The sequence below is a fragment of the Methylobacter sp. Wu1 genome (genome assembly GCF_036553575.1).
GTDB lineage: Bacteria > Pseudomonadota > Gammaproteobacteria > Methylococcales > Methylomonadaceae > Methylobacter.
Genome location: NZ_JAZHOC010000048.1, coordinates 87355 through 103160 on the forward strand (window position 1 = coordinate 87355; position 15806 = coordinate 103160).

The 15806-nt window shown below is 55.4% G+C and carries 11 protein-coding genes and 1 tRNA gene; 3 read left to right on the top strand and 9 right to left on the bottom strand.

Annotated elements, in window-relative coordinates; all coding sequences use genetic code 11:
• Positions 1 to 46 precede the first annotated feature (46 nt).
• Positions 47 to 2728, bottom strand: coding sequence for a bifunctional acetate--CoA ligase family protein/GNAT family N-acetyltransferase (locus V2P20_RS08135; protein WP_331817726.1), 2682 nt, complete (start codon positions 2726 to 2728; stop codon positions 47 to 49).
• A 132-nt stretch (positions 2729 to 2860) separates the two neighbouring features.
• Here V2P20_RS08135 and V2P20_RS08140 point away from each other — a divergent pair, with 132 nt between their 5' ends.
• Positions 2861 to 3439, top strand: a complete 579-nt coding sequence (locus V2P20_RS08140; protein ID WP_331817727.1) for a hypothetical protein — start codon at positions 2861 to 2863, stop codon at positions 3437 to 3439.
• A 129-nt stretch (positions 3440 to 3568) separates the two neighbouring features.
• Here V2P20_RS08140 and V2P20_RS08145 read toward each other — a convergent pair whose 3' ends face one another.
• The 8 genes from V2P20_RS08145 to V2P20_RS08180 all read right to left on the bottom strand — a co-directional run bounded on the left by V2P20_RS08145 (position 3569) and on the right by V2P20_RS08180 (position 14127).
• Positions 3569 to 4198: a TIGR04282 family arsenosugar biosynthesis glycosyltransferase gene (locus V2P20_RS08145; protein WP_331817728.1), complete on the bottom strand. Its 630-nt coding sequence runs from the start codon at positions 4196 to 4198 to the stop codon at positions 3569 to 3571.
• Positions 4199 to 4202: 4 nt separating this feature from the next.
• Entirely contained in the window at positions 4203 to 4994 is a 792-nt protein-coding gene (locus V2P20_RS08150) for a sterol desaturase family protein (protein ID WP_331817729.1), read from the bottom strand.
• Positions 4982 to 5671, bottom strand: a complete 690-nt coding sequence (locus V2P20_RS08155) for a TIGR04283 family arsenosugar biosynthesis glycosyltransferase (RefSeq protein ID WP_331817730.1) — start codon at positions 5669 to 5671, stop codon at positions 4982 to 4984. Before V2P20_RS08155 ends, V2P20_RS08150 begins: the two co-directional genes overlap by 13 nt.
• A gap of 276 nt (positions 5672 to 5947) precedes the next feature.
• Positions 5948 to 9193, bottom strand: a complete 3246-nt coding sequence (locus tag V2P20_RS08160) for an SNF2-related protein (protein ID WP_331817731.1) — start codon at positions 9191 to 9193, stop codon at positions 5948 to 5950.
• A gap of 406 nt (positions 9194 to 9599) precedes the next feature.
• Complete coding sequence (gene ftsH, locus V2P20_RS08165) at positions 9600 to 11495, bottom strand: ATP-dependent zinc metalloprotease FtsH (RefSeq protein WP_331817732.1); 1896 nt, start codon at positions 11493 to 11495, stop codon at positions 9600 to 9602.
• A 123-nt stretch (positions 11496 to 11618) separates the two neighbouring features.
• Positions 11619 to 12317 carry a hypothetical protein gene (locus V2P20_RS08170; protein ID WP_331817733.1) on the bottom strand — a complete coding sequence of 233 codons (699 nt, stop codon included), beginning with the start codon at positions 12315 to 12317 and terminating at the stop codon, positions 11619 to 11621.
• Positions 12318 to 12484: 167 nt separating this feature from the next.
• Positions 12485 to 13447 (bottom strand): arsenosugar biosynthesis radical SAM (seleno)protein ArsS, encoded by a 963-nt coding sequence (gene arsS / locus V2P20_RS08175; protein WP_331817734.1) that lies wholly within the window; start codon positions 13445 to 13447, stop codon positions 12485 to 12487.
• A gap of 5 nt (positions 13448 to 13452) precedes the next feature.
• Positions 13453 to 14127 (bottom strand): DUF3047 domain-containing protein, encoded by a 675-nt coding sequence (locus tag V2P20_RS08180; protein ID WP_331817735.1) that lies wholly within the window; start codon positions 14125 to 14127, stop codon positions 13453 to 13455.
• A 223-nt stretch (positions 14128 to 14350) separates the two neighbouring features.
• Here V2P20_RS08180 and V2P20_RS08185 point away from each other — a divergent pair.
• Together V2P20_RS08185 and V2P20_RS08190 are read left to right on the top strand one after the other, a co-directional pair.
• Positions 14351 to 14437: transfer RNA gene (locus V2P20_RS08185), tRNA-Leu, on the top strand.
• Positions 14438 to 14827: 390 nt separating this feature from the next.
• Complete coding sequence (locus tag V2P20_RS08190; RefSeq protein WP_331817736.1) at positions 14828 to 15706, top strand: tetratricopeptide repeat protein; 879 nt, start codon at positions 14828 to 14830, stop codon at positions 15704 to 15706.
• Positions 15707 to 15806 lie beyond the last annotated feature (100 nt).

Below are 15806 nucleotides of genomic sequence, written 5' to 3' on the forward strand. Positions count from 1 at the left end.
AATTTACGTTCCTGCACCGGCATTTATTTATGCCGGTGCAAGATGTTTATTGCCTTAAATCCTTAACCACGCGCACGATTTCACTATCGTCGGGAATGGCTTCAATGCTGAAGCCCAGCTTTCTCATCAGCGACAGCATGGGTTTATTGATCGCCAGCACCTCGCCTTCAAAGAAGGACATGCCCTTGTATTTTGCCGCCTGCATCAGCGTTTTCATGATGCGGGTCCCTATGCCCATGCCCTGGCAGTCATCGGAGACCACCAGCGCAAATTCCACGGAATGGCCATCGGGATTCATCATATAACGGCCTACGCCCAATTCGGCCGGCATATTGTCATGATCGGTGATGGCCACAAAGGCCATTTCGCGGTCGTAATCGATCTGGGTAAAACGCACGATCATTTCCGGCGTCAATTCCTGCAACGATTGCATGAAACGGAAATACTTGGTGCGCTCCGACAGGCGGTGCACGAAATCCTTTTCCATATCCGCGTCCTCGGGGCGGATAGGGCGGATGGTAATGTTCATGCCGTTGGGCAACTGGTAATGCTGCGTCAATTCATGCGGATAGGGATGGATCGCCATATGCGAATAGGGCATGAGCTGATGCGAGACTTCGGCCTTGATGCGCGCGTCCACGGCCATGACGCCGTGCTCGTCGACAATCAGCGGATTGATGTCCAGCTCCAGGATTTCCGGCAGCTCGCTGACCATGATCGATATATTCAACAACACATCGATCAGGGATTTCATATGGGCCGGCGGCAACTGGCGGAAAGCCTGCAAGTATTTGGCCGCCTTGGTTTTAGCGATTAAATGCTCGACCATGTAGGCGTTGAGCGGCGGCAGCGCGACAGCGGAATCCCGCACGATCTCCACCATGGTCCCGCCCAGGCCGAAACTGATGGCAGGGCCGAATACCGGGTCCCTGACCACGCCTATCATCAGTTCGCGGCCGCTGGGTGAGCGGAACATGGGCTCGACCGTCATGCCGACTTCCGTAATCTCGGGATATTTGCGCTTGATGGCCGATTCCATCTCCGTGAAATTGCGGGAAACCTCCAGCGCGCTGTTGATATTCAGCCTGACGCCGCCAATATCGGACTTGTGGCTGAATTCGGCCATGTTGACTTTCAACACCACCGGAAACCGCAGCGTTTCAGCAGCGATCATGGCATCTTTGGCGCTGGATACCTTGATGGTCTGCGTGACTGGAATATGGAAGGCCGCCAGTATCGCTTTCGACTCCTGCGTCGTCAAAACCTGGCGGCCCTCCGACAAAACGCGCTCGATAATCAGCCGCGCGCCGATCACATCGGGATGCGCCAGTTCATCCGAAGGCGAAGGGATTTGCTTGAGCAGAATCTGGTTGCGGCTGTAGGTCGCCAAAAACGAAAAGGCATCAACCGCAACTTCCGGTGTGCTGAAATGGGCGATTTTGCTGTTACCGAACAGGTTCCGGCCTTCCTGCACGCGCGCGCCTCCCGTCCATGAAGCCAGCACCGGCTTCTGGCTGGACTTGGCGCCTTCGATAATATACTGGGCGACCTGCGTCGGGTTCGTCATGGCCTGCGGCGTCAGAATGACCAGCACGCCGTCGATGTTCTTGTCTTTCAGGCAGATGTCCAGCGCCTGCTTATAACGTTCGGGCGTGGCATCGCCGAGAATGTCGATAGGGTTGGCATGCGACCAGTGCGCCGGCAGCGCCGTGTTCAATGCTTCCAGGCTTTCCGGACCCAGCTCGGCCATCTTGATGCCGACATCCTCGGCGCGGTCGGTGCTCATGACGCCAGGTCCGCCGGCATTGGTGATGATCGCCAGCCGGTCCTGGCGAACTATGTAATTATTGGCCAACACGCGCGCGGCCGAGAACAGTTCGGCGATGCCGTAAACTCTGACGACGCCTGCCCGCTCGATGGCTGCATCAAAGACATTATCGCCGCCGACCAGCGCGCCGGTATGCGACATGGCCGCCTTGCTGCCCGCCTCATGACGGCCGGACTTGATCAGGACCACCGGCTTCAGGCGCGCGGCGGCTTTCAGGCCGCTCAAGAAGCGGCGGGCATCGCGTATGCCTTCCACATACATCAGAATGCCGGTCGTTTTGGCGTCCATGGCCAGATAATCCAGCACCTCGCCGAAGTCGACGTCAGCGGCTGCCCCCATCGAAACTACCGTGGAAAAACCGATAGCCTGGGATTTGGCCCAGTCCAGAATAGCCGTGCAGACGGCGCCCGACTGCGACAGCAGCGCCAGCCGGCCGTCTTTGACCGGCCCCTCGCCGAAGGTCGCATTCAGATGGCCGCTGGGCCGGACGATGCCAAGGCAGTTCGGTCCTACGATGCGGATGCCGTAACGGTGCGCGATATCGAGCACTTCCTGTTGTAGCCGCTTGCCTTCGGCGCCCAGTTCACCGAACCCCGCGGTTATGATGATGACCGAGGCGACGCCTTTTTCGCCGCATTGGCGCATGATGTCCGGCACAGCGGCGGCCGGTACTGCAATCACGACCAGATCCAGATCTTCGGGAACGGCGATCAAGTCAGGGTAGGCTTTCAAACCTAGCACCGTTTCGCGTTTGTTGTTGACCGGATACAGTCCGCCTTCAAAGCCCGCCTCCTGCATATTGAGCAGCAGGCGATAGCCGACGCTGTTCTCGCGTTCGGATGCGCCCACGATAGCCGCTGTCTTGGGTGTGAAAAAAGGGCTTAGATAGTGAGGTCCCATACCTGCTCCGGCGATAAGATGAAAATAACCGAAATGTTACCATTTTGCGCGCCCGGCCCAATCAAATTTTGCCGGCTGGGGCTTAGAGAAAGCCAAAAATGGTACACTGGCCTTTTTGATTGAATGATGGGTATGTTGACGCGTTTGATAGCAAAGTTATTCGTGGCCGCACTGTTCGGTCTTGTGATGTCCGGGAGCGTATTTGCGCATGCCGGCGAGCATCACAGCCAGAACTGTTTTGTCGACGTAGGCGATACCCGGCTTCGGCTGAGCGGCTACCAGTTTCAGCCGGGGCTGGAGAACGAGCATTTTTGCCGTGTTTTCCCTGAGCTTGGGCAGATCATTATCGCGGTCGAGCCACTGGAAGAAGGCCTGGAAAACAGGCAGATCGCGCTGGAATTGCTGGAGCTGTCTTCATGGACAGACTGGCTTTCAAATGCCGAAAAGGCTTTTGCGGTCATCAAGCAACAGCCCGCCAAACAATTCGGGGCAGGGCTTGTTTCGATCCAACAAACCATCGGGCAACGCGGCGTTTATGCTTTGAGAGTGATCATGCAGGACGATGCGGGCCATCTTCGGCATCAGTACTTTGTATTTTTAGTGGGTGTTCCGGTCACGAAAATACTGGCAGTTCTGGCTGGTTTTTTATTGCTGGGGTTGGGTTTTGCCTGGAGCCGGAAAATAGCGGCCAAAGGAGAAAGGGCGGCTTAAGTCGCCCCCATAGATAGGGTAAGTGCAGTGTAGGTGCGAATTCATTCGCACTGCTTGTCTATCTCGATTTTATCCCAAGTCGAATACCCTAAAGGGCACAAGTGAATTCGACCCTACAACTGCGCAACATCAGTTAATCAATAGCAAGGCGCGATAACGATCCAGATCTGTTACCGTATCGAGGTCCCATTGCTCCTTCAGTTCGTGATGGCGTAGCTGCAGTTGATTGATGCGGGCGCGGGTTTGCGCCAGTACTTCCGATGTGCCCCAGGCCATATCGGCGAACAGTTCCGGGCAGGGCCGGTTAAGGCCTATCATGACATAGCCGCCGTCTTCGGCGGGCGCCAGAACCACGTCATGGTCCTTACGCAATGCGGTGATGGCTTCTTCCAGATCGGTTTCGGTCAATGACGGACAATCGCAGCCCATCAGCAAGGCATGCGGATAATCAGCCAGCGCCGCTTCAAAGGCCCGGTGCATGCGTTCGCCCAGATCGGCGCCTTGTTGCTGTTTTAGCTCCAGGTGATAAATAGCCGCCGAGGCGATGAAGAATTCATGATCGATCGATGGCGCGCACCAGAGCTGCACCGGGCATAGCCGATTTTGCGCCGCCAGCTTCAGCGTTCTTTGGCTGAGCTCAACATGAAGGTCGGCCGCCTGTTCGGCGGTCAATGCCGGCATCAGGCGGGTTTTGACTTGGCCCGGAACCGGCGCCTTGCAGAAGATCATCAATACGGTATCCGGGTATTTGCAGGTCATCGGATCAACCGCGTTTCAGCGGCTTGAATGGCAGCAGCAACAGGCGCGAGAAACTCAAATCCTTCGGGCGGCGGTAGGCGTTCAGGCCAATCGGCATGGTCGTTTGCCCGAATCTGGGGGCGGGCGTATAGGTTTTGCAGAGCCTGTCCCACCATGAAATCGAAAAGCCGTAATTGCTGTCCGTTTCAACGGGGATGGTGGAATGATGCACGCGGTGCATGTCGGGCGTAATGATCAGCCAGCGCAGTTTCCTGTCGATGGCCGGCGGAATGTAGACATTGCTGTGGTTGAACGTTGCCGCCCCGTTCAGGATGATCTCAAAGGCGATTACGGTCATGGGATGGGCGCCGATCAGGTAAATGCAGGCCACTTTGTAAAGCATCGACAGCATGATTTCCAGCGGATGGAAGCGCACGGCCGTGGTCGCGTCAAATTCCAGATCGGTATGATGGATCTGGTGCAGGCGCCAGAGCGGCGGCCATTTATGCGTAAGAATGTGCTGGCAATAGAGCGCGAAATCGAGAAACAGCAGCGTGACGATGATCGACAGCCAGGCCGGCGCGCGCCACTGGTTCAGAAGCCCCCAGGAACTGTCGGCGGCATGGACTGCGCTCAGATAGGCAATGCCGCCCAGCGTCAGGCTCATGATCATCATGTTGAACACGGCCAGTCCCAGATTGACGGACCAGCGCTGCCGCAGGCTGATATTCAGCTTTCTTCGGGGACTGATGCGCTCCCAGCCGATCATGGTTAAAAAGATGCCGATCGATGCCGACAGGCGAATCAGGGCTTCCATAAGTGTCCTCCGCTGTAAAGCCGGGCCAGTGATTGCGGGTCGGCGCCGAAAAAGTAACGCAGGCGCAGGCTCCACATGAGCAGTATGGTTTTGTACAGGCCGAATTGCAACCAACGCCGGCCCGAGCTGTTTACCTTGGCTTTCAGGCATAATGGCGGGCTGAATTTGTTTAACGCCTTGCAGAGGGCGATGTCCTCCATCAGGCTGATGTCGGGATAGCCGCCGACTGCTGTGAACGCTTCATGCGTGACAAAGATGGCCTGATCGCCCGTGGCGATGCCGGTTAGCCAGGAGCGCCAGTTCATCATTTGTGCGATGACTTTGAGCATGAAGTGGTCGCCGCTCAAGCGAATGTCAAAGCGTCCCCAGGGCGCGGGCCTGTTGATCTGTTCCCGAATCAGTTGAATGGCATTATCGGGCAGGAAAGTATCGGCATGCAGAAACAGCAGCACTTCGCCCGTTGCCTGTCCGGCGCCGGCGTTCATTTGCCGGGCGCGGCCTTTGGGTGAGCTTACGACCCGGTCGGCCAGCGGTTCGGCGACAGCGGGCGTGCCGTCGGTACTGCCGCCGTCGACGACAATAAGCTCGCAGTCGTTGCGCAAAGGCTGCAGGGCCGATAAACAGCCTTGGATGTTTTGTGCTTCATTCAGCGCCGGGATGATGATCGAAAACTTCATGGCAGTCGCCAATACAGTGTGCAGTGGTTAATGTTAACAATATCGTGCGATTGAAAACAGGGCTGTATGTTAGCGCAGCCGGACGGCACATGTTGTCCCGTTCGAATGTTTGGCGATGATCAAGTACGGCCATTCAGCTCAGGCATTGCAGAAACGTTAAGGCCGGGGGTACAACCCCCCGGCCTGCTTAGGTTCAAACCAGAACAGTAGGTTACGCATCGCGTACCTTTTCAAAATGTTCAGGTGAATGAAGCGCGGTGCGTACCCTACAGTCAGTTACAACGGCTCAAACAAAGCCGTCAGATCTTCGGCAGTCAGCTGCGGCGATTCTTCGCCGCCGCCTTTATAAATGCCTTCGGCCAGCCGGCGCTTTTTTTCCTGCATGACCAGGATTTTCTCTTCGACCGTATTTTCCGTGATCAGTTTGTAGACGAACACGGGCTTATCCTGGCCGATCCGGTAGGCGCGGTCGGCGGCCTGGGTTTCGGCGGCCGGATTCCACCACGGATCGTAAATGATCACGCTGTCGGCTTCGGTCAGGTTCAGGCCGACGCCGCCGGCTTTCAGGCTGATCAGGAAGACGTTCACGGCGCCGCTTTTAAACTGCTCGATGGCTTCCTCGCGCTTGCGCGTCTGGCCGGTCAGTTTGCTGTAGGCAATGTCGCGCGCATTCAGTTCATCTTCAATCAGAGCGATCATGCGGGTGAATTGCGAGAACACCAGAATGCGCCGACCTTCTTCCAGCTGTTCCGGCAGAATCTCCATCAGCAGGTCGAGCTTGGCCGACTGCTTGACTTTCTGCGCGCTTTCCAGCGGCAGCGTGCGCGGGTCGCAGCAGGTCTGGCGCAGCTTCAGCAGGGCATCGAGAATGGTGATATGGCTGCGCGACAGACCGCGCAGGGCGATCGCGTCGCGGACTTTCTTCTCCATGGTCAGGCGGATGCTTTCGTACAGCGCCGCCTGTTTTTCGCCCAAGGGCACGGAACGGATGATCTCGGTCTTGGGCGGCAGTTCGGTCACGACATCGTGCTTGGTGCGGCGCAACATGAACGGCGCGATGCGCTGCGTCAGCCGGGCGCGCTGCTGGCCGTCGCCGTGGACTTCGATCGGCGTGCGATACAGTTTTTTAAAGATGACGTTGCTGCCCAGAAAGCCCGGCATCAGGAAATCGAATTGCGCCCAAAGTTCGCCCAGATGGTTTTCCATCGGCGTGCCAGTCAGGCACAGGCGGTATTGTGCCTTGATTTCGCGGACTATCCGAGCGGCTTTGGCCGAAGGATTTTTGATGACCTGGGCCTCGTCCAGAACCAGGTAGTAATAGTCCCGTTCGAGCAGCGCCTGCTCATCGCGGGGCAGCAGCGGATACGTGGTCAGGATCAGGTCGTAATTGCCGATCTCGTCGAAATATTGCTTACGGTCGGAGCCCTGCAGGATCAACACTTTCAGGTCGGGCGCGAAGCGTTCGGCTTCGCGCCGCCAGTTGCCCATCAGGCTGGTCGGCGCGATGATCAGGCAGGGCGCCGTCATGCGGCCGCTCTGTTTTTCCAGCAGCAGATGGGCGAGCGCCTGCACGGTTTTGCCGAGCCCCATGTCATCGGCCAGAATGCCGCCAAACCGGTACTCACGCAGGAATTGCAGCCAGTTAAGCCCATGCCGCTGGTAATTGCGCAGCTCCGCTTTCAGCCCTGCGGGCGGGGCGACATTCTCGATGCCGGCAAAGTTCTTCAGCTTCTGGCCCAGCTCGCGCAGCGCTTCGCCGCCGGACAGCCTGAACAGGCCGTAGTTGTGCATTTCCATGTCGACGAGGCTGCCGGCATTGAAGCGCGACAGCCGGAGCGCGCCGTCGTTGGCCAGCGCGCTGTTGCTGTTGAACAGTTCGATCAGAATCGCCAGGAACGGCTTGATTTTCTCGGACGGCAAGGTCAGGTAACGGTGATCGCCGATATGCAGGTTGAGCCGTTCGGGCAGGTCTTCCAGATCGTAATATTCCAGAACCGGCATGATCAGCGGCAGCAAAGGCAACGACTGGCCGTCGATGTCGACGTTAAAGCGCATTTCAAACCAGTCGTAAGGGCTTTCGCTGATCTCGACATCCCAGGTTTCCGCGTCCTGGAAATGAAGCCTAAAGCTCTCGTCCGTATCGATGAGCCAGCCTTCCTGTTCAAGTTCCGGCAATACATTGAGCAGAAAGTCGCCCCAATGGGCCGCGATGTCCAGCGGGGATTTGGCGCGGCTGAAGAACACTCTCTCGCGCGGATGCGCGACGCCGGCATCGCCAAACCCCAGTTCAGCCAGTCGATCGAAGGCCAGCTGTTCGGCGGCCGTATCGCGCTGGATGCGCAGGAATTTCCGGTTGGTCTTGACCACGCTGTAGGGCTCATGGGCCAATGCCGGCAGCGCCCATTGGCCGTAAACGAATTCCAGAACCATGAAATGTACGTAATGGTCATCGATGGGCCGGCCCTGCAATGTCAGCCGGGGCGTAGGCGCAAGGTCATTCACCTCGATCAATTCGATTTTTCTCGGCGGCGGCAGGGGCAGGCTGGGGTGTTCAACGATCAGCCGCTCGCTGAATATCTCGACGTGCTCGGGCGGCACCAGCGGGGCCGATAAAACCTTCTTGAGCTGGTCGGCGCTCAGGTTGTGCGTATCAACGGTGCCGATGGTGCCCAGTTCGGTGTCCAGATAATAAGGCGGATCGGTCAGTATCAACAAGGCTTCAGGCTCGACGGCGACTTCCAGTTGGCAGGCGCCGTCCTGTTGCTGTTTCCAGTCCAGGCGTAATTCCCTCGCGTCGGCCGCTTTCAGAGGTGATGACTGTTCAAAATCCCGCCAGTACAGACGCCCTGTCCGCGCCAGCTTCGACAAGGCGATCGAGCCTGCGGCGCCTCTGATCGGCGGCTCGCCGATATGGGCATTGCTCAGCGCGAACAGCAAGGTGGTAATTTCAACATCTTCCGGCTGAATGGCCGGCATATGCATATAGCTGTAGCGCAGATTGTTCAGTGTGGTTTGCCTGCCTTTGCTCAAGCCCCCGGTCTTTTTTTCCTTCGTGAGGTAAAATTCCATCATGAATTCATAGGGCTGCCTGCCGGGCTTCAGGACATAAGCGATAAATTCCTGATGGGCATCGTGTTGGGGCGCTTGCTCCGGTTTATCAAGGCTGGCAAGCCAGTCCAGACAGCTCGAGTCCACGGCTGGAGGGGCTGTTTGAATGGAGTCTTGATACATCAGGCAGACCGCCGCCACATGTTTGCAGTTATAGCCGACCGGACAGGAGCAGTCGCCTTCAATCGTCGCGGCGCTGTAGTCAGGGCGCCAGACGATGCGGATATTCTGGTTATACGGGGTTTTTACGCTGCCTTTGACAGACGAATTGAGCTGTACAAAAAGAGCGCCTTCGCTGCTGATACTCAGCTTGACCACCTGGCCTTTCAAATAATAATTGCGGCCGCGCTCGTAAGAACTCTCGCTGCATGCGTGGCGTATAGCGGAAAGGGACAGTTGTTTAGGGTTGTTCATGAATCATGGCCCATTGACTGCGGGCGGAAGAATAATACGGAAAAGCTGTGCACTATAGGGAAGGCGAGGGGGGTTGTGCAAGTCTGTTTTTATTTGGGCTGGCGGATTTAAGCATAATTGATCGAGGAGCGGGTGCTTGTTCTATGGATGAAGAATGGCTGCCGGCATCTAGGTATCGCATGAAGCAGGGGAACAGCTTGATGTTGCTTAGAAACGGGGATTCAATAACTTCAGGGCTTTTAGTTGCAAATTAAGGATTCGCTAAAAAAATAACTTCCGATATTTCTTCAGGTTAAGGCTCTTTCTGGCCCCGATTGCCGTCCTGTGGGAGCGATGCCTACATCGCGATTTAAAATCGCCCGGCAAGGCGCGATGTGGGTATCGCTCCCGCCGCGGTTGCCCGTCTTTATTGAATCGCTTGGGGCTTTGCTTCAATGATGGCCTGAATCTCGGCGGCCTCCAGGGTTTCTTTCTCCAGCAGAGCCCCGGCCAGTGCCTCCAGTTGCGGGCGATGCGTCTTTAGCAGTTCCGTGATCTTTTCTTCGATGCCATGAACCAGCGCATGGATCTCATCATCGATGATCTGCGCGGTGTGTTCGCTGAAATCCTTCTGCTGGGTCATTTCCCGGCCCAGAAAGATATGTTCCTCGCCTCGGCGGAATACGACCGGGCCGATCTTCTCGCTCATGCCCCAGTGTGACACCATGTGGCGGGCCAGTCGGGTGGCCTGCTTGAGGTCTTCCTCGGCGCCGGAGCTGAATTCGCCGAAAATCAGCTTTTCGGAAATCCGGCCGCCCAGCATCACGCCGATGCGGTCGCGCAGGTAACTTTCCGACAGATTGTGCCGCTCCTCGCCGGGAATCTGTTCGGTCGCGCCCAGGGCTTGGCCGCGCGGGATGATGGTCACTTTGTCCAGGGGGTCGGTGTTGGGCAGCAGGCAGGCTGTCACCGCATGCCCCGCCTCGTGATAGGCGATCAGTTTTTTCTCTTTGTCTTCGATGACCATTTCGCGTATGCCGCCGAGTACGACCTTGTCCCGCGCATTCAGCAGCGTCGCCATATCGACTTGGTCCTTGTCTTCGCGCCCGGTCATTAAGGCGGCTTCGTTGATCATGTTTTCGAGATCGGCGCCGGAGAATCCCGCCGTGAGCGCCGCCAGCCGGTCCAGGTCGACGTTTTTCGCCAGCGGCACGGCTTTGGTGTGAATTTTCATGATCTGAACGCGCGCCTTCTTGTCCGGCAGATCCAGGGTGATTTTGCGGTCGAAGCGGCCGGGCCGAAGCAGCGCGGGGTCGAGCACATCGGGGCGGTTCGTGGCGGCCAGCACGACCACCGTTTCATGGGCCTCGAAACCGTCCATTTCGCCCAGTATCTGGTTCAGAGTCTGTTCCCGTTCGTCATGCCCGCCGCCAAGCCCGGTGCCGCGCGCCCGGCCCACTGAGTCGATCTCATCGATAAAGATGATGGACGGGGCTTCGTTTTTGGCGCTTTCGAACATGTCACGCACGCGGGAGGCGCCGACGCCGACGAACATTTCGATAAATTCGGAGCCGCTGATGCTGAAGAACGAAGCCTCGGCCTCGCCGGCCACCGCTTTGGCCAGCAGGGTCTTGCCTGTGCCCGGCGGCCCCATGAGCAGAATGCCTCTGGGGATATTGGCGCCCAGCTTCCGATAGTGCTCCGGGTTCTTCAGGTAGCTGGTGATTTCCTGCAAATCGCGCTTGGCGTTTTCCAGGCCGGCGACATCGTCGAACGTTACATGGGATTCCCCTTGCTGAAAGCGCTTGGCCTTGGATTTGCCGAAGCCGAAAATGCCATTTTCCGCACCCATACGTTCCTGCATCCTGCGGCTGGAATACCAGAACACGCCGAAGATCAACAGCCAGGGAAGCAGGCTGATCAAGGCCCGTCCCCACCAATTAGCCTGTTCCGACTTGGCGATCATTTCCACGCCGTGTTTTTCAAGCAAGGGGATGAGTTCTGGATCGTCTATCGGCGGCAGCGTAGTTGTGAAGCGGTTAGGGGCCTGTTGTTTGTTTGGCGCGCTCTCGGTGCCGCTTTGGCGTAAGATGCCATAGACCTGATCGCCCTCCAATGTCACTTGCGCGACTTCATCGGCGCGCACCTTGCTTTTAAAGTCCGTATAAGAGAGTGTTGATGAGTGTTGGACTTGCCCGAGGCCGGCCCAATACCACGAAAACACCAGCACTACCAGGAGCCACAAAAGAAAGTGCCATCCGGCCGGCTGTTGCGGCTGGCTTTGCGGTCGCGAGATCTTGTCTGCGGGCTTTTTGTCTGCCATATCGTCCGGTCCGTTATTATTGCTTGTTGGATGGCGCATATTTCGCTTGATGTCACGTTTTTGGACGCGTATCGGCATATTTAATTCCAGCCTCGGTTTTTGCCGGCAGTTTGCCAATCAGGGTTATGGTGCTTTCTTCCGTTTTTTGGGCAGCCAGGACTTGCCGCTCGACCACCAGGGGCTGGACGGATGGCACAGGCGGAAATAATTCGAGGCTTTTATGGCATCGGAGATGGCTTCATCGACCGGATCTCTGACCGAGGCGGTGCAGCTGTTGATCACAACAGCCTCGGTCTCCTTCAGGCAGTCGCGGAGCCGTTTGACGAAATGGCGCTTGCCGATGACCGGATTGTCCCAGCATTTCATAAAGACTTCGGTGCGGTATTTTTGCGGCGGCTTGCCCAGAGAACACTGATGCTGGACAGCATTCATCAGAATCAGGTCGAACGGCTGCTGTGCGGAAAAGCCCTGAACATTGAGGTTCTTGGTCGCGTAAGTCAGAAAAACGCGGATGTTTTCGCCGGTAATGCCGTTGGCGGGACCGATAGGGGCTTTGGTCAGCTTGTTGAACTCATCCTTGTGCGGGCTTTCCAGAACAATGATGAGCCGCGGGCCGGTTGACTGGCTCAGGTGCTCGGGCAGATCGAGCCTTTGGGTGAAATTGTTTTCATTTTGCGGATTTTCATAGCTAAAGCCCTGTCCGGGACCTTGATAAATGGCCGTGCCTACGTATTGATCAAGGCAGGGCAAGGTGGCAACGGTTTTATAATCATAGACAATCGTGCTGATTATCCGTTTGAATTCTTCTTCGTGGTCGCTCATGTTGCCTCCTTAAATAGGGATGGGGCCTTTGCTCAACCGGCAAAGTCGATTTATTTTGTTTCAGCACTGCATTAGACAATAAAAACCAATAAGAAGCTGATGTTGCGCAGTTATAGTGTGTTTATCGTTAGTCTAGGGCACGCAATGCGTATCCTAGACTAAAGGGCTCAGCTCAACGCGCCGGCGCAGCTGCTGCCTTGACCGGCTGTGCAGCCGTAGCAATGCTGGCCTACGGTAATGGGCGAGCCGGCCAGGGAGCGGCAGTTTAACTCACCCAGACGGGTTTTCTCGTCCGAGCTTGCGCCTAACGGCAGTTGCAGCATCTGGTTGAAGTCGCAATCGTAGACATAGCCTTGCCAGTCTACGCTCAAGGTATTGCGGCACATGACGCTGTCCAGGTTTTCTGAGCGGTAGCTGTCCTTGAGCAGCTGCATGTAACTGTTAAGCCGGCCTTTTCTGGCGAGTGCAGTGCCAAAGCGCTGGATGGGCATGTTGGTCAGGGTGAACAGTTTGTTGAAGACGATGCCGTAGTCTTCGCTGAGGTGTTTTTTATAGGCCTGTTCCAGCGACTGCTGTTCAGGCGGCAAACTCGCGTCCTGCGGGTTATAGACCAGATTGAGCTGAAGGCCGCTGTCCGGTTGGCCGTAGCCGAAACGGTTCAGTTTTTTCAGTGCCGCCAGGCTGGACATGAATGTGCCTTTGCCGCGTTGTTTGTCGACATTGTCCTGCAGGTAGCAAGGCAGCGAAGCCGTAATGACAACCTGGTTGTCGGCAAGAAACAAGGCCAGGTCTTCGAAACCGTATTCCTGCAGGATGGCCAGATTGCAGCGGTCGATCACGGTAACGTTCATGGCTCTCGCCTGCTTGATTAGATATCTGAAGTGCGGATTCATCTCCGGCGCGCCGCCGGTCAAGTCGAGCGTGCGGATGTTTTCTTTTTCAATAAAGTTCAGAACCTGGTCTATAGTGGCCTTATCCATCAACTCGGTGCGCTTGGGCCCGGCGTTGACATGGCAATGCGTGCAACTCAGGTTGCATCGATAGCCCAGATTAACCTGCAGTATTTCCAGCGTGTTTCTGGTAATGGCAGGAAAGTCAGTCTGTTCCATGTGCGGTAAGGATTTGTGCATGGTGTTCATTCTTTGCTGAAATAAATGTCGCCGTAATAGGCCGTTGCTTTGCCCTGAGCATTGTCGGTATCGGTCATGATGGCAACGGCATCAATATATTGGATGTCTTCGCCGAACTGTTGTTTCAGGTCGGCAAGGATATTGCGTTTTTCGGTATGCCAGACGCCTGTTCGATCATCGGCCGATCTGAGCGCGATCATGACGGCATGGTCGCCGGCAAACGCATTGGGCCAGATTCTACCCTTAGGTGACGTACTTGCCCAGACATAATTAATGGCCCTGGTTCGCCAGAACGCCAAACCGCCGCTGATGACGACATAAACACGCGCGGCATAATCGTCGCCGGATTTTTCCTGTTCATTGATGTTGCCGAGCCGGTTCTCGATGCGCCAGCGCCAGTTCATGAATGGCGTTTTCCGGAGATCGATGCGCTGCTCTTTGAACAGCCCCGAGGCGCTGTCTTGACTGACCGCTTTCAAGGCTTCCGTTCCATCAATTTCAGTCAGCCGGTACTCGGTTTGGCCTTTGAATGCCTTGCTTTGCCATTGCGCCAGCGAGCCGGCGGAAAAATGGCCGACCATGAGCTTTTCATAATCTTGCGCCGCCGCAGGGGATGAGAACAGCAAGGCCAGGCAGGCTGAAAGTTTACCGGCACCGCACATGCTTTGTAGCAGTTTCATAAGTAATCCGATACCGCGCATTAACGATTGGCGTAAGAAAAAAGCATGCGTCTGCATGGGCAATATGCGTTCTCTGCTGTAGCTATTCCTATAAAATGTCATGCGGCAGCGCCCCCAATAACATGATTTTAAAAAAATTGAACTTTCTGTAAAAAAAATTCAATACAGAGCTAGTTTATTTTTTTTGTTTCTATATAATACGCGCTTCACAATCGTTATCGATGCCTCGGTGGCGAAATTGGTAGACGCAAGGGACTTAAAATCCCTCGGTGGTAACACCGTGCCGGTTCGACTCCGGCCCGAGGCACCATAATCAGATAAAGGGCTTGCAGTGTACTGTACAGCTCTTTTTTTATGTCCGACAATTAATGCGATTAGTTTTGAATGAATGAATGTGGTTTTTCGTCTAATTCAAGCTTGGTAATCAGATTTTGTTTGGCTTCAGGTTAAATATTTCTCCACAAATTCCAGACATGCCCTGAAAAATGCGCTCAGGGAGCTTGTTAGACAATATTTGCCTAACCTTATTCTTTACCTAGAACTGATGACGAATAGTGGGACATAAAGCATGATGAGATTTGGCGCAGGTGCTTTAATCGGATATCTGCCCGTCATTTTGATAAATACGATTAACAGCTTTTGCCAATCCAATTTAGGTAGAAATCCACTGATGCTTAGACTCACTATGATGTTTTAAACGATGAAGAAAACATTGCTAGCATTGCTTTTGGCATTATTCTCCATCAATGTCTGGGGGGAATGTTATGACGAAAACAAGGATGATCGCACCAATTTTATCGCCTGCAAGAAAGAGGCAGAGCAGGGGAACAGCGACGCGCAGTTTAATGTCGGCATTATGTATGACAATGGGCAGGGCACCGATCAGGATTTCGTTCAAGCGTTCAAATGGTACACCAAAGCCGCGCAGCAAAATAACGCCAGCGCGCAGTTCAATTTAGGCTTGCTGTACGCCGAAGGTCACGGTGCGGATCAGGATTACGTTCAAGCACTGAAGTGGTACACCAAAGCGGCGGAACAAAATCTCGCCGAGGCGCAGTTGAATTTGGGCACCCTGTATGCCAATGGACAAGGCACGCCGCAGGATTATGCGCAGGCTTACAACTGGTATGTCAAATCGGCCGAGCAGGGCAATGCCGGCGCACAGTTCAATTTGGGCAACATGTATGCCAACGGGCAGGGCACTCCCCAGAATTACTCTCAGGCCATCGAATGGTATCTGAAAGCGGCGGAACAAGGGAACAGCGGCGCGCAATTCAATTTAGGCACCATGTATGCCAACGGACAAGGCAGGCAGCAGGACTACGCGCAGGCCATCATGTGGTATACGAAAGCGGCGGAACAAGGGAACGTTGATGCGCTGTTTAATCTGGGCAATATGTATTTCAACGGCGAAGGCGTTCCGCAGGATTATGTTAAAGCCCATATGTTTTTTAATATCGCCGGCGCCAACGGTGATGAGCCGGCGCAAAGAAACCGGGATATCGTGGCTGAGAAAATGACGCCCGCACAAATAAGTGAAGCCCAGAGACTGGCGTCGGAATGGATGAGAGAGCATTAAGAGTTTGGGCTATTGCCCAGCTTTTTGATTCTTTTTTGATATAATTCGGGATCAATATTTTAGGCAAGGCAGGCTGATGAGTTCCCCGCGTTATATAAAT